Here is an 18,860-nt window from a genome sequence, read left to right on the forward strand (position 1 = left end):
CTGCTTTCTTTGCTTACTTTCTTTGCAGCAGCAAAGAAAGTAAGTCCCGCCCCGGACAGGGGCAGAGCCAATAGACCGACGCGAAAACAAGTTCCACAGAAGCCCAGAAACATCCAACGGTGTAACCGCCCCAAAAACCAGCGCCCCCACGACGCTCAACATCACGATGAACCCACACAACTCTCCGGTTTCACCCATCCTGCCCGGCGCCTGGCTTGGCATGGTCGGTGGCGGCCAGCTTGGCCGCATGTTCTGTTTCGCGGCGCAGTCGATGGGCTATCGCGTCGCCGTCCTTGATCCGGACGAGTCGAGCCCGGCGGGCGCCGTCGCAGACCGTCACATCCGCGCGTCCTACGACGACAAAGCCGCGCTCACCGAGCTCGGTCGCCTGTGCGCGGCGGTATCGACGGAATTCGAGAACGTGCCGGCCGCGAGCCTCGAATTCCTCGCGAACTGCACGTTCGTGAGCCCCGCGGCGCAGTGCGTCGCGATCGCGCAGGATCGCGTGGCGGAAAAGCGCTTCATTTGCGATGCGGGCGTGCCGGTCGCGCCGCATGTCGTGATCGAGTCGCCGGACGCGCTCGCCGCGATCCCCGACGAGAAGATCGCCGCCGTCTTGCCCGGCATCCTGAAGACGGCGCGTCTCGGCTACGACGGCAAAGGCCAGATCCGCGTGCGCAACGTCGATGAAGTGCGCACCGCGTATGCGTCGCTGTCGGGTGTGCCGTGCGTGCTGGAAAAGCGCATGCCGCTCAAGTTCGAGGTGTCGGTGCTGATTGCGCGCGGCGGCGACGGCAAGTCAGCCGTGTTCCCGCTCGCGCAAAACGTGCACGTCAACGGCATTCTCGCGAAGACGGTCGTGCCCGCGCCCGACGCGCCCGCTTCTCTCGTCGCGCAGGCGCAGGACGCCGCGCTCACGATCGCCGCGAAGCTCGGCTATATCGGCGTGCTGTGCGTCGAGTTCTTCATACTCGAAGACGGCACGCTGATCGCCAACGAAATGGCGCCGCGTCCGCACAACTCGGGGCACTACACGGTCGATGCCTGCGCGACGAGCCAGTTCGAGCAGCAGGTGCGCGCGATGACCGGCATGCCGCTCGGCGACACTCGCCAGCATTCGCCGGCCGCGATGCTGAACCTGCTCGGCGATGTCTGGTTCGACGGCAAGAAGGCGCGCACGCCGCCGTGGACGGAAGTCGCTGCAATGCCGGCGGCGCGCCTGCATCTGTACGGCAAGGAAGAGGCGCGCGCCGGCCGCAAGATGGGCCATATCAACTTCACGGCGGCGACGCTCGAAGAAGCCCGCACGGCGGCACGCGACTGCGCGCGCATGCTGCACATCCCGCTCGACTGAGCGCGCGCCGATGAGCATCATCTACCCGGGCGCGGCGCAGATCGACGAGGCGGCGGCGCTTCTCGATGCGGGCGAACTCGTCGCGTTCCCGACCGAAACGGTGTACGGCCTCGGCGGCGACGCCGAGAATCCGGATGCCATCGCGCGCATCTATGCAGCGAAGGGGCGACCGGCGAATCATCCCGTGATCGTGCACCTCGCACCGGAGGGCGATCCGGCGTACTGGGTGCAGTCGCTTTCGCCGGACGCGGTCAAGCTGATCGACGCCTTCTGGCCTGGTCCGCTCACGCTGATCCTGAAGCGCGCCGCGCATATACCGGCGGCGGTCAGCGGCGGGCAGGATTCAGTCGGAATTCGCGCGCCGTCGCATCCCGTGGCGCAGCAGCTTTTGTCGGCGTTCAGTGCACGGCGAAGCGGACATGGCGGCGTCGCGGGACCGTCGGCGAACCGCTTCGGACATGTCAGCCCGACGACCGCGCAGCATGTGCGCGACGAGTTCGGTGCAACGGTCCACGTGCTCGATGGCGGCGCGGCGGACGTCGGCATCGAATCGACGATTCTCGATCTGTCACGCGGCTTTCCCGCGCTGTTGCGCCCCGGCCATGTGAGCCCGCAGGAGATCGCGGACGTGCTCGGCGTCGCGCCGCGCCTGGCGGACGGCAGCGACGCCACTGCGCCGCGCGCCTCGGGAACGCTGAAGGCGCATTACGCGCCGCGCACGCCGCTCGTGCTGTTACCGTTCGCCGCGCTCGAAGCACTGCTCGCGTCGCATGGCGCTTCCAGCGCGAAGAAAATCGCGCTCGTCGCGCGTGCGTCGAGCGCGGGCGAGTGGGCGAAGGCGCCGGGCGTGCATTTCGTCGCCGCGCCCGAAGACCCGCAGACCTACGCGCGCGATCTCTACGGCTTGCTGCGCGCGCTGGACCGGGCGAACGTCGAGCGGATCCTCATCGAGAAGCTGCCCGATTCGATCGACTGGATCGCGGTGAACGATCGACTGGGCCGCGCAGCGGCGGCGTTCGAGGCGCAGGAATAGGCGTCCCGTCCCGACGACGCAAAAGCAAAACGCCCGGTCGATCGACCGGGCGTTTTGCATTCAGACGGCTTTTCAGAAAGCGGGAATCACTTGCCGAGGCCGGACTTCGCGATCGCCTGCTCGACGGCCTGCGCGTACAGCACGTGCAGATGGGTCGTCGGATGGATGGTGTCGGCGTACATGTAGGTCTGGTCCGCGCCCGCGACCGTCTGCGTTTCAGGCGAGCAGAAGAGCGAGCTGCCGAATGCCGTCGGGTTCGTCTGGCCGGCCTTCGTGGCGGCGGCGATCATCGCCTGGAGGTTGCAGGCCGTGCCGGTATTCGACACCGTGAAGCCCATCGACTGAAAGTTCGCCGTGATGTTGGCGAGCAGCGGCGGCAGGTCCACGTAGATAACCTTGGAAATCAGGCCGGCCTGCGTCAGCGCGCCCTTCAGCACGGTATTGAAACCATTCGATGCGCTCGACAGCGTTACACCCTTGTCGGCGCTCATGAGGCCCTGCGGCGTCGTGCCGATGTCCGGCACGTTCGACACGACGACGTGCGTCGCACCCGCCTGCAAGACCCGCCCGATGACACCCGCCAGATCGATCGCCGCTTGCTGGATCGCGGCCTGCGCCGCCGCGCCTGCCTGTTGCGCAGCTTGCGGGGTGATCTGCCCGGCCGCGGCCTGCGCGGCGGCAGTCTGCGCTACAGTCAGATTCAGCAGGATGTCGTTCGCGCCGCCGTTGATCAGCACGAGCTGATTCGCGTTAAAGGCGCCGTGCGCGGCGATATAGTTGCTCACCTGCTGGTTGATCGGGATGGTGGTCGCTTGCGAGAAGTCGGCGTTGGTCGTGCCCGGCGTCGCGTGGCCGATGCCCGGCTGCAGCGTCACGCGCGCGCCGCCCTGGCCGTAGCCGAAGCCGGTTCCCGGCGTGAGCGGCACGCCGAAGCCGCCGGTCGCGGCGGGCGTGAGCGTGTCGCCGTAGTACTGCGCCACGTTCTGCGTCCAGACCTGTCCCGGGTTCGTCGTGAAGCGGCCGCCGCCGAAGCTGCGGGTGATCACGGGCGAGTACGTGCCGACGTCGGACAGGCTGTCGCCGAACGAAACGACCTGCAGCTTGATGCCGCCGGGCGGAGTCGAATTGTTGTTGTTGTTGTCGTCACCGCCGCCGCCGCATGCGGCGAGCAAGGCGAGCGCGGCGCCCGCAGTGGCGAACTGGGCATATCGCAGCATCGCGCCGCGCGTCGTGTAGTGCTTGTTCATCGACCTCGTCTCCATCTCTTGGTGAATCTTGTAATTGATGCCGCGGCTCGACTGCCGCGTTTTTTATCCATGTTTTCAGGCGCCGCGCCGGGACATGCCGCCCAGCCAGCGTCGCGATAGCTTACCGAATCTTCACACCTCCATCAGATGTTTCGCGCGAATGGCGTATCGTCGGGGCGTGGCCGCGTGCGTGAGGGATATCCAGCGCCTGTTTCGAGCGCGTCGAACGGATCGGCATGAACGCCGGCAGAAGCAATCCGGGATCGAATTGCATGCTTGTCTCCCTCCTGGCGAGCGGTCTGTGCCGCCGTGCCCGACAGCAACTTTTGCATGGGACCCGAGTAAGCGCTAAAGCGCTAACTCTGGTCGACAGCGTACACGGCGAGCGCGCGGCGGCGCTCGCTACTTCGTAGAAGGAATATTCGAGGCCCGGACCGCGCGGTCCGGGTTTCTACTCGGCCGCGCCGGGCTTGCGCGCGCCCTCGTACACCCACTCGAGCAGCGCATCGTGGGCGGCACGCGCGGCTTCCGCGCGTGGATCGTTGATGAAGCTCACGACCACATAGGTCTCGCCGTTCCCTGCGCCCACGTAGCCGGCGATTGCGCGAACGTCACGCAGCGTGCCCGTCTTGATGTGAGCATTGCCGAGCGCGCCTGCGTTAGTCAGCCGGTTGCGCATCGTGCCGTCGACACCCGCGATCGGCAGCGATTCCGTGAACACCTGCGCGACCGGGCTCGAATTCGCCGCCTGCAGGAGATCGGCGAGCGAAAGCGCGCTGATCGTCTCGTCGCGCGACAGGCCGGAGCCGTTGTCGAGCGACAGGCCGTTCATCGGCAAGGCGCTTCTGCGCAGGAACTGCTGGATGGCCTGCGCGGACTTCGCGGGCGTTCCGGGCGGCTTCGCGGTGGCCGCGCCGATCGTGAGGAACAGGTTACGCGCCATCACGTTGTTGCTGAACTTGTTGATGTCGCGAACGATGTCTGAGAGCACCGGGCTGCGGTGCGTGCCGACGAGCCGCGCGCTCGACGGCGTCGCGCCTTCGCGGGTCGTGCCGGCGAAGGTGCCGCCCGTCTGCTTCCACAGCGCAAGGAAGCCGCCCGCGAAGAACGTGGAGTGGTCGAGCGCCGCGACGTTGATCGTGCGCGAGCCGCAGCGCAGCGGATAGTCGCCGATGAACGACGCCTGCACGAAGCCAGTGTTCGTCTGCGCGACGCTCGGCGAAGCCGCCGGCAGCGTGCCCGCGCACGCGCCGCGCGTGACGCGCAGTTCGTTGTCGATCTGCAGTTGCGCGAGTTGCGGCAGCACGTCGATGGAGACGCCGCCTTCCGGATTCGGCGTCAGCGTGAAGGACAGCGACTTGAACGCGTACAGGAGCGGATCGGGGCCGACGTTGTACGGCGCGCTGTCGTCGTGGTCGAAGGCGGGCAGGTCGCGCGTGGAGGCGTCGAAGTAGCGCTTGTCGAGCACGAGCGCGCCGTTGATGCCCGTGATCCCGTTGCGACGGATCTGGTCGACGAGATCGATCAGTTCTTCCGGCACGAGCTTCGGATCGCCCGTGCCCTGGATGTACAGGTTGCCGTGCAGCACGCCCTGCGCGTCGACGTCGCCGTCGGCGTAGGCCGTCGTCTTCCAGCGATAGTCCGGGCCGAGCAGCGAAAGGCCGGCGTAGGTGGTGACGAGCTTCATTGTCGAGGCGGGGAGCATCGGCGTGTTCGCGTTGATTGCGACGACCGGCACCGGCGCGCCGATGCGCTGCACGACCACGCTCATCGACGACATCGGCACATGCGCGCGCGCGAGCGCGCTCATCACGGTGGGCGGCAAGGGACCGGACGGCACGACGACGCGTTCCGCGCGTCTGGCTTTAACGCCGCCGTGCGCCGCGCGCTTGGGCGACTGCGCCTGCGATTCGGCTTTCGTGCCGCCGCGCGCGTCGGCCTGAGGGGCATACGCGAGCGCGCCGCCTACGACGAACGCAACGGCGAGCGCGTACGAAGACAGGCGCGCAGGGAAGGAGCGGGGGACGGCGCAAAGCGGAGCGAGCAGCATGAATTCTTTTTGGATGCGAAGTGGTGAGCGCCGCACATGCGTCGGGGCCCGGAACGAAGCGGCTATTGTAGACAAGCTTCCTTGCTAAATCGTTGCCGTGTGACGCAGTGTGCCGTCGCGCGCCTTTAAGTCCCGCTTAATCCTTGGGCCGCCGGGCGCGGCTAAAATGGACCGCACCCCCATACGATAACGAGCGCGCCATGCGAATCCTGCTAGTCGAAGATGATCGGATGATCGCCGAGGGAGTGCGAAAGGCGCTCCGTGCCGACGGTTTCGCCGTCGACTGGGTGCAGGACGGCGACGCGGCGCTGACGGCCGTCGGCGGAGAGCCCTACGACATGATGCTGCTCGACCTCGGCCTGCCGAAGCGCGACGGCCTCGATGTGCTCAAGAGCCTGCGTGCGCGCGGCAACGCGCTGCCGGTGCTGATCGTGACGGCGCGCGACGCCATCGCGGATCGCGTGAAAGGGCTCGACGCCGGCGCGGACGACTATCTCGTCAAGCCCTTCGATCTCGACGAGCTCGGCGCCCGCATGCGCGCGCTGATCCGCCGTCACGCTGGACGCGGCGAGTCGCTCGTGCGCCACGGCCCGCTCACACTCGATCCGGTCGGCCATCAGGTGACGCTCGACGGCGCGCCCGTCACGCTCTCCGCGCGCGAGTTCGCGCTGCTCGAAGCGCTGATGGCGCGTCCAGGCGCGGTGCTCTCGAAGAGCCAGCTCGAAGAGAAGATCTACGGCTGGGGCGAGGAGATCGGCAGCAATACGGTCGAGGTATACATCCATTCGCTGCGCAAGAAGCTCGGCGCCGACCTGATCCGCAACGTGCGAGGCCTTGGCTACATGGTCGCGAAGGACGCCTGATGCATTCGATTCGCCGCCAGCTTCTCGTCTGGCTGCTTGCGCTCGTGATCGTCGGCGTGGGGTTCGCGGGCTGGCTCATCTACCGTCAGGCGCTCGCCGAAGCCAACGAACTCTTCGATTACCAGTTGCAGCAGATCGCATCCGCGCTGCCGTCCGAGCCGTTTTCGTCGGTGCTCAGTTCGCGTGCGGACAGCGACGAAGGCGTCGTGATCCAGATCTGGAATCGCAACGGCGTCCTGATGTACTACTCGCATCCGCGCGTGCCGCTCGCGCCGCACGCGGAACTCGGCTTTTCCACCGAGATGACCGCGCGCGGCGAATGGCGCGTGTACAGCGCGATCGTCGGCGACAACGTCGTGCAGCTCGCACAGCCGCTCTCGATCCGTAACCGGCTCGCGGCGGGCGTCGCGTGGCGCACACTGTGGCCGCTCGTGCTGCTGTTGCCGTTCCTCGGGCTTGCCGTGTGGCTGATCGTCGGACGCGGGCTCGCGCCCTTGCAGCGCGTGACGCGCGCGCTCGACACGCGTCATCCCGAAGCGCTCGATCCGTTGCCCGATACGCGTCTGCCAGAAGAAGTGCAGCCCGTCGTGCACGCGCTGAACGCGCTGCTCGCGCGCCTCGCGACGGCGCTCGACACGCAGAAGGCCTTTGTCGCGGATGCCGCCCACGAACTGCGCACGCCGCTCGCGGCCGTGCAGATCCAGGCGCAGCTCGTCGCCCGCGCGCAGGACGACGCTTCGCGCAAGGAAGCGCTCGCGGACCTGCAGGCGGGCATCGCGCGCGCGACGCGCCTCGCGGAGCAACTGCTCGCGCTCGCGCGCGCGGACCCCGACAGCAAGGCGCCGATGCAGGGCGTCGACCTGCATGCGCTCGTCGACGAATGCGTGGGCGCGAGCGTGCTGCTTGCGCAGGAACGCGGCGTCGACCTCGGCATCGAGACGAGCGAGGCCGCGACCGTCACCGGCGACCGCGACGCGCTGCGCGTGATGCTCAACAACGTGATCGACAACGCAACGAAATACACGCCGAGAGGCGGGCGTGTCGACGTCTCGCTGAAGGTCGAGGGACGTCCGGTCGTGCGCGTGGCCGACAGCGGCCCGGGCATTCCGGCCGAAGAGCGCAATCTCGTCTTCGACCGCTTCTATCGCGCCGGAGAAGGTGCGAGCCGCGCACGCACCGACGTCTCGGGCAGCGGCCTCGGACTGGCGATCGTAAGGCGCATCGCGCTTCAGCACGGCGCGACCGTGGAGCTCGGCGGATCGCCTGCTGGCGGGCTGCTCGTCACCGTGCGATTCTGACTCGTGTGCTTTAGCGCGAACTTTCCGGCCACTTTAAGCGACCTTTAAGCGACGCCACGTAACCTTCGTTTCATCCTAAAACGCCCCTGTCAGGAGCACTCGATGAAAGCGAAGATCCTCACCCGCAGCGCCGTCGCTGCAGCCGTCGCCGTCGCCTTGTCGGCGGGCTACGTGGCCGGTCACAACAACATCCCGGCGCCGCAGGTCATCGCACCCGCACAGGCCGCCGCGTTGATGCCGGCCGAAGCCGCCGCGAAGACCGGCGTTCCCGACTTCTCCGGCCTCGTCGAGACCTACGGCCCGGCGGTGGTGAACATCAGCGCGAAGCACGTCGTCAAGCAGACTTCGTCGCGCGGCAACGGCGCCTCGCAACTGCCGATCGATCCGAACGATCCGTTCTATCAGTTCTTCAAGCGTTTCGGCGGCATGCCCGGCTTCGGCGGCCCCGGCGGCGGCAATGGCGGGCAGGATCGCCCGAGCGAAGGCCTCGGGTCCGGCTTCATCGTGAGCAGCGACGGCTACATTCTCACCAACGCGCACGTCGTCGATGGCGCGAATGTCGTCACCGTCAAGCTCACCGACAAGCGCGAATACCGCGCGAAGGTCGTCGGCGCGGACAAGCAGTCGGACGTCGCGGTGCTCAAGATCGACGCGAAGAACCTGCCTATCGTGAAGATCGGCGATCCGAACGGCAGCAAGGTCGGCCAGTGGGTCGTCGCGATCGGCTCGCCCTACGGTTTCGACAACACGGTGACCTCGGGCATCATCAGCGCGAAGTCGCGCTCGCTGCCGAACGAGAACTACACGCCGTTCATCCAGACCGACGTGCCGGTGAACCCGGGCAACTCGGGCGGCCCGCTCTTCAACCTGCAGGGCGAAGTGATCGGCATCAACTCGATGATCTATTCGCAGACGGGCGGCTTCCAGGGACTTTCGTTCGCCATCCCGATCAACGAGGCGATCAAGGTGAAAGACGCGCTCGTGAAGACGGGCCACGTCGATCGCGGGCGCCTCGGCGTGACCGTGCAGGGCATGAACCAGACGCTCGCCAATTCGTTCGGGATGAAGACGCCGCAGGGCGCGCTCGTGAGTTCCGTCGAACCGGGCGGTCCGGCCGCGAAGGCGGGTCTGCAGCCGGGCGACGTGATCATGTCGCTCAACGGCCTCGCGGTCACGGATTCGACCTCGTTGCCGTCGCAGGTCGCGGGCCTGCCGCCGGGCAGCCAGGCGAAGGTGCAGGTCTGGCGCGACAAGGGCACGAAGGACCTGACGGTGACGGTCGGCGCGCTCAACGACGCCAAGACCGCGAGCGCGAAGGGCGACAAGAGCGATGGCGACGGCGCCTCGGCGCAGGACGCGCGCCTGGGCGTGGCGGTGCGGCCGCTCACGCCGGAGGAAAAGCAGGACAGCTCGCTGTCGCGCGGTCTGATCGTCCAGCAGGCGAACGGCGCCGCGGCCAACGCGGGCATCCAGCCCGGCGACGTGATTCTCGCGGTCAACGGCCAGCCGGTGATGAGCGTGCAGCAGTTGAAGGCGATGGTCGCGCACGCGGGCGACAGCCTCGCGCTCCTGATCCAGCGCGACGATGCGCAGATCTTCGTGCCGGTCGATCTGGGCTGATCGGCAGGGCCGGCGAACGCGCGGTCGGGCACGAAGTATGCTGTCGCCACGTCGTGGTGCCCCATCGCGCCGTGCCGGTGCATCGGGCGTATTTCGGGTCAAGCGTAGCCGTGCGCTGCGCGAACACAAGGAGCGAACGACAATGACGATCAAGACCAAAGGCAGGCATGCGGCGCTGGCGATGGCAGCCGCAATCGCGCTCGGCGTGACGGGCGGCGCGTGGGCGCAGGCATCGAGCGCCGGGACGAGCGACACGAGCAGCGCCGGCAACACCAACGGAGGCGGCCTGCCGCAGATCGAGCAGCAAGGCAGCGTGTCGTACACGTCGGGCGGCGTCGGGCTCGACGAATCGAAAGCGCTGTTGCGCGAACAGGCTCAGTGGCCGCTATCGTTGCGCTTCACGGGGCCGACCGCCGACTATCTCTCGGGCGTCCACGTGAGGATCGTCGATGCGAAGAACGCCGAAGTGCTCAATGCCGTGGCGATGGGTCCCTACATGCTGGTCAAGCTGCCGGCCGGCAGCTACACCGTGTATGCGAAATACAAGGATCAGGAGCAGAAGCACGCTGTGAGCGTCGCTGGCGCCGGCAAGGCGAAGGCCGCGTTTCACTGGAGTATTCAATGATCGGCGAGTAAGCGTCCGGCAAAACGCCGGCTTGCGATCTTGCGTGAAATACGCACGATCGAGCGCGTGAAAGCGCGCACACAGCCGGCCGGAGTTTGCTCATAATGAAGCCACGGGTCACGTATTTGCCCGTGGCTTTTTTTTGCGGTTAGTCCGGGGACAACGACGTGTCCCGCGCTTTTCTCGCCGAACCGGGAGGGCATCGATGAACACCGACACGCAAGATTCCGCGCATCGCATCGAGATCACGCCGAACGGCCGTCGTTGCCGGGTGATCCATCAGGGCGTCACCTTCGCGGATACGCACGCATCGCTGACCGTCGTCGAAACCGGCTTGCCCGCCGTACATTACTTCCCGCGCGCGGACGTCAACATGGCGCGCCTGCAGCGCTCGATCCACGTTTCGCATTGCCAGCACCTGGGCGATGCCACCCATTACCATCTTCTGACCGAGGACGGCCCCGTCGAAAACGCCGCCTGGAGCTACGAGCAACCCACCGAGGGCGCCGCCCGGATCAAGGGCTACCTCGCATTCCATGCGACACGCGTCGACCGCATCGACGAGACTTCCTGAACGCCGCATCCGTTTTGTTGCTTTGCCCGTAACGCCGATTCTGCTTCGCCGCTTCATCCACGCCGCAACATAACGAACGAGTGCAGTCTTTGCCTGGGAGGCTCAGATGGAAGTCACCGATGCGTTGCGTGTTCCCCTCGACCCGGTGCACGTCCGGGAAGCCCTCGGCGATCTCGCGCTCCTGCGGGCGAGCCTCGACAACTGCGAATCGTTCGCGAAGCTCCCGGGCGGCGAATATGCGCTCACGATGATCGTGCCACTCGGCGCGTTGCGTGCGCGCTACGAGATTCGTGCGCATGGAGCCGGCGTGACGCGGCAGAACGCACATACCGATGGCGAAGCGGATGCCGCCGCACCCACGCCCGACGCGCCCGGCGCATACGCGCGCACGCTGAGTTTCAAGGCGCGGGGCGAAGGCGTCGGCTCGTTGCGCGGACAGATCGCCGTCGCGCTCAATCCGGATGCGAACGGGGAATCGACGTGGATCGAATACACGCTGTGGGCGACGGTTTCGGGGCCGCTTGCCGGCTTGCCGTCGCGGCAGATCGAGAATTCGCTGCGCGAAGTCGCCGACGATTTCTTCTCCGAATTCTGCGAAGTCGTGCGCGCGAAGCACGGCCTTTCGTCGATACGTGCGCAGCAGGAACCCGGCACGCGGCGTCACGTCTTCCTGCGGCCGAACGCGATGTCGGCGGCGTTCATGCGGCGGCCCGGCGCGGCACAGCGCCAGATGCGCCCGGGCGGCGCCGATGCCGCGAGCGGCGTGCTGCATCACCGGCTGCCGGGACACGGTCTAGGGCACCGCGACCGCGACCATTCGCACGATCCGCATCCGCTCGGCCTGCCGGGCTGGGCGTGGGCGGCGATGCTGGTCTGCATCGCGCTGTTCGCGTTCCTGGCGCCGCGCGTCGGGCTGCAGTGAGCGCAAGCCGCTTCTTCGGCTAATTTCCCCGAAACTCCCGCCGATACGTCGACGGGGACGTCTTCAGCGCCTGCGCGAACTGCTGGCGCAGCGTCGCGCCCGTGTTGAAGCCGCACGCCTCGGCGATCCGGTCGATCGAAAGGTCGGTCGTCTCCAGAAGCCGCCGTGCGAACGCGATGCGTTCGCCTAGCAGCCACGCGCCCACCGTCGCGCCCGTCAGCCGATGGAAGCGCCGCGTGAACGTGCGCCGGCTCATCGCGACGCGCGCCGCGAGCGCGTCGAGCGAATGCTGTGCCCCGAGATTGCCGCGCAGCCAGTCGAGCAACTCCGCGAGACGGTCGCCGTGCGCGTGCCTCGGCAGCGACTCTTCGATGAACTGCGCCTGCGAGCCCTGCCGGTGCGGCGGCACGACGAGCCGCCGCGCGACGTGATTCGCGGCTTCGGCGCCGCACAACTGCCGCAACACATGCAGACAGCAGTCGATTCCGGCCGCCGTTCCCGCCGACGTGGTGAGCGTCGCGTCGTCCACATAGAGCACCTTCGGATCGAGCCGCACGCGCGGAAAGCGCCGCGCGAAGTCGTCGGCCCAGGCCCAGTGCGTGGTGGCGGCGCGGCCGTCGAGCAGGCCGGCGGCCGCGAGCACGTACGCGCCGAGGCACAGGCCGATCAGGTGCGCGCCGCGCGCGTGGGCTGCCCGCAACGCGTCGAGGAGGGCGACGGGCGGCGCCTCGGCGGGATCGCGCCAGCTCGGGACGATCACGATGTCGGCACCGGCGAGGGCGTCGAGCGCGTGTTCGGCTGCCATCGTAAAACCCGCGGTGGTCGACAGGCGTCCCGGCTCGGCGGCGCAGACGCGGAAGTCGAAGCGCGGCAGGCCGGCGTCGGTGCGGTCCTCGCCGAACACGATGCACGGCACCGACAAGTGAAACGGGCTGATGCCATCGAAGGCGACGACGGCGACGACAGTCATTTGCGTTCTCCCGCGCGTGGCGTATTGGCCCGATTCTATCGCTGCTTGGCTATCGGGCCACTTACGCGCGAACGCGCGGACCGCGAGAATGAATCCATCGCCAGCCAATTCGAGGAAATGAACCATGCCACGCCGCGCCCTGATCGTGATCGATGTCCAGAATGAATACGTCACCGGCAATCTGCCGATCGAATATCCGGATGTGAATGTCTCGCTCGCCAATATCGGCCGGGCGATCGATGCCGCGCATGCGCATCGCGTGCCGGTCGTGGTCGTGCGGCAGGTGGCGCCCGCGACTTCGCCGCTGTTCGCGCAGGATTCGCACGGCGCCGAATTGCACGAGGTGGTCGCGAGCCGCCCGCACGCGCACCGGATCGACAAGGCGTTGCCGAGCGCCTTCGCCGGCACCGATCTCGCCGACTGGCTCGCAGGGCACGAGATCGACACGCTCGTGATCGCCGGCTACATGACCCACAATTGCGACGATTCGACCGTGAAGCACGCCGTGCACTCGGGGCTGGCGGTGGAATTTCTCTCCGACGCGACGGGCGCCGTGCCCTACGAAAACCGCGCCGGCCGGGCGAGCGCGGAGGAAATCCATCGCGTCTTCAGCGTCGTGATGCAGTCGCGTTTCGCGGCGGTGCTCACCACCGCGGAATGGATCGCCGCACTCGAAACGGGCGAGGCGCCCGTGCGCGATTCCATCTATGCGTCGAATCAGATGGCGCGCTCAGGCCGCGCTACGGGTTGAGCGCAGCGCCGGACTGAAGCGCAGCGAGTCGAAGCAGGCGTCGATCAGCCGTTCGGCGTCGCGCTCCAGATCGACGCCCTCGGGCAGCATCAGCGCGTCGTGCAGGATGCCGGTGAAAAGCGCGTGCAGGATCGTCGTGGCCTGCCGCGTGTCGAGGTCGGCGGAAAGCTGGCCTTGCGCGATCGCGTTGACGAGCCCGCGCTCGATGCGCTCGATGCCCTCGCGCATGTTGTTCTGATGCCGCTCGCGCACCGGCCCCATTTCCTCGACGAACTCGCATTTCAGAAAAAGAATGTCGAACACGCGCCGGCGCTGCTCGTCGAGCGCGATGTTGCGCATGCACCAGACGAAGATGTCGCGCATCCGGCCGAGCGGATCGGGCTCCTTGCTGTCGAGCGACGCGACGATCAGTTCGTCGAGCGGCATGAGGCTGCGGTCGAACATGGCGGTAAACAGATCGCCCTTGTTCGCAAAATGCCAGTAGATCGCGCCGCGCGTGACGCCGGCTTCCTGCGCGATGTCCGCGAGCGTCGTGCGCGACACGCCCTTGTCGTAGAACACGCGTTCCGCCGCGTCGAGAATGCGGTTGCGCGTCGCCTGCGCTTCTTCCTTGGTTCGTCTGACCATATCCTGCGGCCGTGGCCGTCATCTCCTGCTTGCTGCTGATTGCCTGGCCGCTGCGATTGCAGCGGCGTCAAATGTTTGTCGAAGGTAATCGATACCTTTGAGGGGAATCCGCTCGGGCACTCCATCTCGAATTAATTTCACCACTTATACATTCATTCATGAATGTATATACAATACCATCCGTCGATCGATGACCCAAGTCATGTCGAACGGTTAATATCCGACAAGCTTTCAATCCAACCGCCCGATCCAGGCCGTCCCTCCGGCCAGAGGCGCCATCAGAGCGCCGCGCGCGGGCATGAATGACGAGTCGGCGCCGGCCGTTTTACCTGCCAGCCGGCTGTTGGTCAGCGTCGTCGAGACGCTCGTGCGCGGCCTGCCCGAAGAAGGCGGCCGCGCACTTATTTCAAACTCAGCCTTAGACAGAGGTCGCTTCCATGCGCGTCGAACGGGTTCCATTCCGCTTAATCAGTGCCGCGACGGCTGCCTTGTTTTTTGCAGCCTGCGGACAAAAACAATCGGCACCTCCGCCGCAGACGCCCGAAGTCGGCGTCGTCACCGTCCAGCCGACCACCGTGCCCGTCGTGGCCTCACTGCCGGGCCGCACGAGCGCGTTCCTGAATGCACAGGTGCGCGCGCGGGTCGACGGCATCGTGCTGCGCCGCGAGTTCGTCGAAGGCTCGGACGTGAAGACCGGCCAGCGTCTCTACAAGATCGATCCGGCGCCCTACATCGCGACGCTGAACAACGCGAAGGCGACGCTTGCGAAGGCGCAGGCCAACGTCGCGACGCAGAACGCGTTGGTCGCGCGCTACAAGGTGCTCGTCGCGGCGAACGCGGTCAGCAAGCAGGATTACGACAACGCCGTCGCAGCTCAGGGCCAGGCGGTCGCCGACATCGCGGCGGGCAAGGCCGCCGTCGATACCGCGCAGATCAACCTGGGCTACACCGACGTCGTCTCGCCCATCACCGGCCGCACGGGTCTGTCGCAAGTGACGCCGGGCGCGTACGTGCAGGCGAGCGCCGCTACGCTGCTCACGACCGTGCAGCAGCTCGATCCGGTGTACGTGGACCTGACGCAGTCGAGCGTCGAAGGTCTCAAGCTGCGCAGGCAGATCCAGGAAGGGCGTCTCCAGACGCAGGGCATCCACGCCGCGAAGGTGACGCTCGTGCTGGAAGACGGCCGCGTCTATACCGAACCCGGCAAGCTCCAGTTCTCCGACGTGAGCGTCGATCAGGGCACGGGCTCCGTCACCGTGCGCGCGATTTTCCCGAACAAGGACCGCGTGCTCTTGCCGGGCATGTTCGTGCGCGCGCGCATCGAGGAAGGCGTGAACGACCGCGCGCTCGTCGTGCCGCAGATCGGCGTGACGCACGACCAGAAGGGCCAGGCCGTCGCGCTCGTGATCGGCCAGGGCGACAAGGTCGAACTGCGCACGCTCGTGACGTCCGGCACTTTCGGCAGCAACTGGGTAGTCGACAGCGGGCTGAATCCGGGCGATCGCGTGATCGTGAACGGCGTCGAGAAAGCGAAGCCGGGCATGACGGTCAAGCCGGTGGCGGCGCAGTTGCCCGCCCAGCCTGCCTCGGACGCACAAGCGGGTAATGCACCCGCTGCGCCCGGCGCGTCCGGCACGCCCGCCGCGAGCGGCGCACAGGGAGCGGCAAGTGGTGCAGCGGGAGCGTCGAGCGCTCAGGCCGCATCCGGCGCGAAATAACAGGGAGCCTGTTTCATGGCAAAGTTTTTTATCGATCGTCCGATCTTCGCCTGGGTGATCGCCATCATCCTGATGCTGGCGGGGATCGCGTCGATCTTCAACCTGCCGGTCGCGCAGTACCCGACCATCGCGCCGCCTGCGATCCAGATCAGCGCGACGTACCCGGGCGCATCGGCTTCGACCGTTGAAAACACGGTCACGCAGGTGATCGAGCAGCAGATGAGCGGTCTCGACCACTTGCTGTACCTGTCGTCGACGAGTGACGACTCCGGTACCGCGACCATCACGCTGACGTTCGCGGCCGGCACGAATCCGGACATCGCGCAGGTGCAGGTGCAGAACAAGCTGCAGCTCGCGACGCCGCTTCTGCCGCAGGCCGTGCAGCAGCTCGGCACGAAGGTGACGAAGTCGAGCAGCAGCTTCCTGCTCGTGATGGCGTTCGTCTCCGAAGACGGCAGCATGAGCAAGTACGACCTCGCGAACTACGTGGCGTCGAAGGTGCAGGACCCGATCAGCCGGATCGACGGCGTCGGCACGGTCACGCTCTTCGGCTCGCAGTACGCGATGCGCGTGTGGCTCGACGCGACCAAGCTGACCAACTACAGCCTGACGCCCGTCGACGTGAAAACCGCGATCACGAACCAGAACGTGCAGGTGGCGGGCGGCGGTCTCGGCGGCACGCCGTCGGTGCCGGGCCAGATGCTGCAGGCGACCATCACGGAAGCGACGCTGCTGCAGACGCCCGAACAGTTCGGCGACATCCTGCTGAAGGTGAACCAGGACGGCTCGCAGGTACGCCTGAAGGACGTCGCGCGCATCGAGCTCGGCGGCGAAAACTACAACTTCGACACGAAGTACAACGGCGCTCCGACGGCCGGCTTCGGTATCCAGCTCGCCACGGGCGCGAACGCGCTGCAGACGGCGAAGCTGGTGCGCCAGAAGATCGACGACCTGTCGAAGTACTTCCCGCACGGTCTCGTTGTGAAGTACCCGTACGACACGACGCCGTTCGTGAAGCTCTCGATCGAGGAAGTGGTCAAGACGCTGATCGAAGGTATCGTGCTCGTGTTCCTGGTCATGTACCTGTTCCTGCAGAACCTGCGCGCCACGCTGATCCCGACGATCGCCGTGCCGGTCGTTCTGCTCGGCACGTTCGCGATCATGTCGATCGTCGGCTTCTCGATCAACACGCTCTCGATGTTCGGTCTCGTGCTCGCCATCGGCTTGCTGGTGGACGATGCAATCGTGGTCGTGGAAAACGTCGAGCGGGTGATGGCGGAGGAGGGCTTGTCGCCTCGGGATGCCACCCGCAAGGCGATGGAGCAGATCACCGGCGCGCTGATCGGCGTGGCGCTCGTGCTCTCGGCGGTGTTCGTGCCGGTGGCGTTCTCGGGCGGTTCGGTCGGCGCGATCTACCGGCAGTTCTCGCTCACGATCGTCGCGGCGATGGTGCTGTCCGTGCTCGTCGCGCTGATTCTGACGCCGGCACTCTGCGCGACCATTCTCAAGCCGATCCCGCAGGGCCATCACGACGAGAAGACGGGCTTTTTCGGCTGGTTCAACCGCACTTTCGCGAAGAGCCAGACGAAGTACCACAGCGGCGTCGAACACGTCATCAGGCGCTCGGGCCGCTGGCTCATCATCTACCTGGTGGTGATCGTCGCGGTGGGCATGCTGTTCATCCGGCTGCCGAAGTCGTTCCTCCCCGACGAAGACCAGGGCACGATGTTCGTGCTCGTCCAGGCGCCGGTGGGCTCGACGCAGGAGCGCACGGCCAAGGTGCTCGTCGACGTGCAGAACTACCTGCTGAACGACGAGAAGGCGATCGTGGAATCGGTGTTCACGGTGAACGGCTTCAGCTTCGCGGGCCGCGGCCAGAACTCCGGTCTCGTGTTCGTGCGGATGAAGGATTACGCGCAGCGGCAGGCGAGCAAGGACAAGGTGCAGGCGCTCGTCGGGCGAATGTTCATGCACTTCGCGGGCTACAAGGACGCGATGGTGTTCCCGGTCAACCCGCCGTCGATTCCCGAACTCGGCACGGCCTCGGGCTTCGACTTCGAGTTGCAGGACCGGGCGGGCGTCGGCCACGCGAAGCTGATGGAAGCGCGCAACATGCTGCTCGGCATGGCGGCGAAGGATCCGTCGCTCGCGCAGGTGCGTCCGAACGGCCTGAACGACACGCCGCAGTTCAAGGTCGATATCGACCGCGAGAAGGCAAACGTGCTCGGCGTGACGGCTGCCGACATCGACCAGACTTTCTCGATCGCGTGGGCGTCGCAGTACGTGAACAACTTCCTCGACGTCGACAACCGGATCAAGAAGGTCTACGTGCAGGGCGAACCGAGGTTCCGCATGAACCCCGAAGACCTCAACGCGTGGTACGTGCGCAATGCGTCGGGCGGGATGGTGCCGTTCTCTGCATTCGCCACCGGCCAGTGGATCTTCGGCTCGCCTAAGCTCGAGCGCTACAACGGCATCTCGGCGGTCGAAATCCAGGGCGCGGCGGCGGCGGGCAAGTCGACCGGCCAGGCGATGACGGCGATCGAGGCGATTGCTGCGAAGCTGCCGGCGGGTATCGGCTACGAGTGGACAGGGCTGTCGTACCAGGAACGCCAGTCGGGCTCGCAGGCGCCGATCCTGTACGGCATCTCGATCCTCGTCGTGTTTCTGTGTCTCGCGGCGCTGTATGAAAGCTGGTCGATTCCGTTCTCGGTGATCATGGTCGTGCCGCTCGGCGTGCTCGGCGCGCTGCTCGCGGCCACGCTGCGCGGTCTGGAAAACGACGTGTTCTTCCAGGTCGGCCTGTTGACGACGGTGGGTCTGTCGGCGAAGAACGCGATTCTGATCGTGGAATTCGCCCGCGAGCTGCGCATGCAGGGGATGTCGACGATCGAGGCCGCGGTGGAAGCGGCGCGGCTGCGGCTGCGCCCGATCCTGATGACGTCGCTCGCGTTCATTCTCGGCGTTCTGCCGCTCGCGATCAGTAACGGCGCGGGCTCGGCGAGCCAGCACGCGATCGGCACAGGCGTGATCGGCGGCATGCTCACGGCGACCTTCCTTGCCATCTTCATGATCCCGATGTTCTTCGTCGTGATCAGCAAGTTCAGCAAGAGCAAGGACACGCCGACACCGGGCACCTCCGCAGCTATCGAAGGCCCGCACGACGGCGGCGGCAGCAACGGCGGCGCGCCCAAGGAAGGACATTGAA

Annotated in this window: 15 protein-coding genes; 11 read left to right on the forward strand and 4 right to left on the reverse strand. The window is 66.5% G+C overall.

What is annotated here, in order from left to right; genetic code table 11:
* Positions 1-166 precede the first annotated feature (166 nt).
* Entirely contained in the window at positions 167-1,354 is a 1,188-nt protein-coding gene (locus tag AWB81_RS20080) for a 5-(carboxyamino)imidazole ribonucleotide synthase (protein ID WP_062638306.1), read from the forward strand.
* Between the two features lie 10 nt (positions 1,355-1,364).
* Complete coding sequence (locus AWB81_RS20085; RefSeq protein WP_062638307.1) at positions 1,365-2,387, forward strand: L-threonylcarbamoyladenylate synthase; 1,023 nt, start codon at positions 1,365-1,367, stop codon at positions 2,385-2,387.
* Between the two features lie 86 nt (positions 2,388-2,473).
* On the opposite strand, the gene AWB81_RS20090 is transcribed toward AWB81_RS20085, so the two are convergent.
* Together AWB81_RS20090 and dacB are read right to left on the reverse strand one after the other, a co-directional pair.
* A complete protein-coding gene (locus tag AWB81_RS20090; RefSeq protein WP_087135074.1) occupies positions 2,474-3,634 on the reverse strand; it encodes an SGNH/GDSL hydrolase family protein in 1,161 nt (386 codons plus the stop codon).
* 451 nt (positions 3,635-4,085) lie between these two features.
* Positions 4,086-5,684: a D-alanyl-D-alanine carboxypeptidase/D-alanyl-D-alanine endopeptidase gene (dacB, locus tag AWB81_RS20095; RefSeq protein ID WP_062638309.1), complete on the reverse strand. Its 1,599-nt coding sequence runs from the start codon at positions 5,682-5,684 to the stop codon at positions 4,086-4,088.
* A 200-nt stretch (positions 5,685-5,884) separates the two neighbouring features.
* Between dacB and AWB81_RS20100 the strand changes: the two genes are divergently transcribed.
* The 6 genes from AWB81_RS20100 (at position 5,885) to AWB81_RS20125 (ending at position 11,586) form a co-directional block, all read left to right on the forward strand.
* On the forward strand, positions 5,885-6,547 hold the full coding sequence (locus tag AWB81_RS20100) for a response regulator (RefSeq protein ID WP_062638310.1): 663 nt from the start codon (positions 5,885-5,887) through the stop codon (positions 6,545-6,547).
* The gene (locus tag AWB81_RS20105) at positions 6,547-7,845 is read left to right on the forward strand and encodes an ATP-binding protein (protein WP_062638311.1); all 1,299 of its coding nucleotides are present in this window, start codon (positions 6,547-6,549) and stop codon (positions 7,843-7,845) included. The genes AWB81_RS20100 and AWB81_RS20105 overlap by 1 nt, the downstream gene beginning before the upstream one ends.
* A gap of 102 nt (positions 7,846-7,947) precedes the next feature.
* On the forward strand, positions 7,948-9,465 hold the full coding sequence (locus tag AWB81_RS20110) for a DegQ family serine endoprotease (RefSeq protein WP_062638312.1): 1,518 nt from the start codon (positions 7,948-7,950) through the stop codon (positions 9,463-9,465).
* A gap of 142 nt (positions 9,466-9,607) precedes the next feature.
* Positions 9,608-10,090: a hypothetical protein gene (locus AWB81_RS20115; protein WP_062638313.1), complete on the forward strand. Its 483-nt coding sequence runs from the start codon at positions 9,608-9,610 to the stop codon at positions 10,088-10,090.
* 205 nt (positions 10,091-10,295) lie between these two features.
* Positions 10,296-10,664, forward strand: coding sequence for a DUF427 domain-containing protein (locus AWB81_RS20120; RefSeq protein ID WP_062638314.1), 369 nt, complete (start codon positions 10,296-10,298; stop codon positions 10,662-10,664).
* A gap of 106 nt (positions 10,665-10,770) precedes the next feature.
* Complete coding sequence (locus AWB81_RS20125) at positions 10,771-11,586, forward strand: SRPBCC family protein (protein WP_062638315.1); 816 nt, start codon at positions 10,771-10,773, stop codon at positions 11,584-11,586.
* Positions 11,587-11,605: 19 nt separating this feature from the next.
* Here the strand turns inward: AWB81_RS20125 and AWB81_RS20130 are convergent, their stop codons facing one another.
* Positions 11,606-12,556 carry a helix-turn-helix domain-containing protein gene (locus tag AWB81_RS20130; protein WP_062638362.1) on the reverse strand — a complete coding sequence of 317 codons (951 nt, stop codon included), beginning with the start codon at positions 12,554-12,556 and terminating at the stop codon, positions 11,606-11,608.
* A gap of 124 nt (positions 12,557-12,680) precedes the next feature.
* Between AWB81_RS20130 and AWB81_RS20135 the strand changes: the two genes are divergently transcribed.
* Positions 12,681-13,307 (forward strand): cysteine hydrolase family protein, encoded by a 627-nt coding sequence (locus AWB81_RS20135; protein WP_062638316.1) that lies wholly within the window; start codon positions 12,681-12,683, stop codon positions 13,305-13,307.
* Here AWB81_RS20135 and AWB81_RS20140 read toward each other — a convergent pair.
* Positions 13,287-13,934 carry a TetR family transcriptional regulator gene (locus AWB81_RS20140; RefSeq protein WP_062638317.1) on the reverse strand — a complete coding sequence of 216 codons (648 nt, stop codon included), beginning with the start codon at positions 13,932-13,934 and terminating at the stop codon, positions 13,287-13,289. The genes AWB81_RS20135 and AWB81_RS20140 overlap by 21 nt on opposite strands.
* 437 nt (positions 13,935-14,371) lie before the next feature.
* Between AWB81_RS20140 and AWB81_RS20145 the strand changes: the two genes are divergently transcribed.
* Together AWB81_RS20145 and AWB81_RS20150 are read left to right on the forward strand one after the other, a co-directional pair.
* Positions 14,372-15,652 carry an efflux RND transporter periplasmic adaptor subunit gene (locus AWB81_RS20145; protein WP_062638318.1) on the forward strand — a complete coding sequence of 427 codons (1,281 nt, stop codon included), beginning with the start codon at positions 14,372-14,374 and terminating at the stop codon, positions 15,650-15,652.
* Positions 15,653-15,667: 15 nt separating this feature from the next.
* The gene (locus AWB81_RS20150; protein WP_062638319.1) at positions 15,668-18,859 is read left to right on the forward strand and encodes an efflux RND transporter permease subunit; all 3,192 of its coding nucleotides are present in this window, start codon (positions 15,668-15,670) and stop codon (positions 18,857-18,859) included.
* Position 18,860: the final 1 nt, after the last annotated feature.

This window comes from Caballeronia arationis (assembly GCF_001544975.2).
Lineage (GTDB): Bacteria > Pseudomonadota > Gammaproteobacteria > Burkholderiales > Burkholderiaceae > Caballeronia > Caballeronia arationis.

Bases quoted from the DNA above. Each gene is read 5' to 3' on its own strand.
- AWB81_RS20100 (WP_062638310.1), top strand. From the start codon at position 5,885: ATGCGAATCCTGCTAGTCGAAGATGATCGGATGATCGCCGAGGGAGTG.
- AWB81_RS20110 (WP_062638312.1), top strand. From the start codon at position 7,948: ATGAAAGCGAAGATCCTCACCCGCAGCGCCGTCGCTGCAGCCGTCGCC.
- AWB81_RS20090 (WP_087135074.1), bottom strand. From the start codon at position 3,634: ATGAACAAGCACTACACGACGCGCGGCGCGATGCTGCGATATGCCCAG.
- AWB81_RS20145 (WP_062638318.1), top strand. From the start codon at position 14,372: ATGCGCGTCGAACGGGTTCCATTCCGCTTAATCAGTGCCGCGACGGCT.
- dacB (WP_062638309.1), bottom strand. From the start codon at position 5,684: ATGCTGCTCGCTCCGCTTTGCGCCGTCCCCCGCTCCTTCCCTGCGCGC.
- AWB81_RS20130 (WP_062638362.1), bottom strand. From the start codon at position 12,556: ATGACTGTCGTCGCCGTCGTCGCCTTCGATGGCATCAGCCCGTTTCAC.
- AWB81_RS20150 (WP_062638319.1), top strand. From the start codon at position 15,668: ATGGCAAAGTTTTTTATCGATCGTCCGATCTTCGCCTGGGTGATCGCC.
- AWB81_RS20115 (WP_062638313.1), top strand. From the start codon at position 9,608: ATGACGATCAAGACCAAAGGCAGGCATGCGGCGCTGGCGATGGCAGCC.
- AWB81_RS20085 (WP_062638307.1), top strand. From the start codon at position 1,365: ATGAGCATCATCTACCCGGGCGCGGCGCAGATCGACGAGGCGGCGGCG.
- AWB81_RS20125 (WP_062638315.1), top strand. From the start codon at position 10,771: ATGGAAGTCACCGATGCGTTGCGTGTTCCCCTCGACCCGGTGCACGTC.
- AWB81_RS20105 (WP_062638311.1), top strand. From the start codon at position 6,547: ATGCATTCGATTCGCCGCCAGCTTCTCGTCTGGCTGCTTGCGCTCGTG.
- AWB81_RS20135 (WP_062638316.1), top strand. From the start codon at position 12,681: ATGCCACGCCGCGCCCTGATCGTGATCGATGTCCAGAATGAATACGTC.
- AWB81_RS20140 (WP_062638317.1), bottom strand. From the start codon at position 13,934: ATGGTCAGACGAACCAAGGAAGAAGCGCAGGCGACGCGCAACCGCATT.
- AWB81_RS20120 (WP_062638314.1), top strand. From the start codon at position 10,296: ATGAACACCGACACGCAAGATTCCGCGCATCGCATCGAGATCACGCCG.
- AWB81_RS20080 (WP_062638306.1), top strand. From the start codon at position 167: ATGAACCCACACAACTCTCCGGTTTCACCCATCCTGCCCGGCGCCTGG.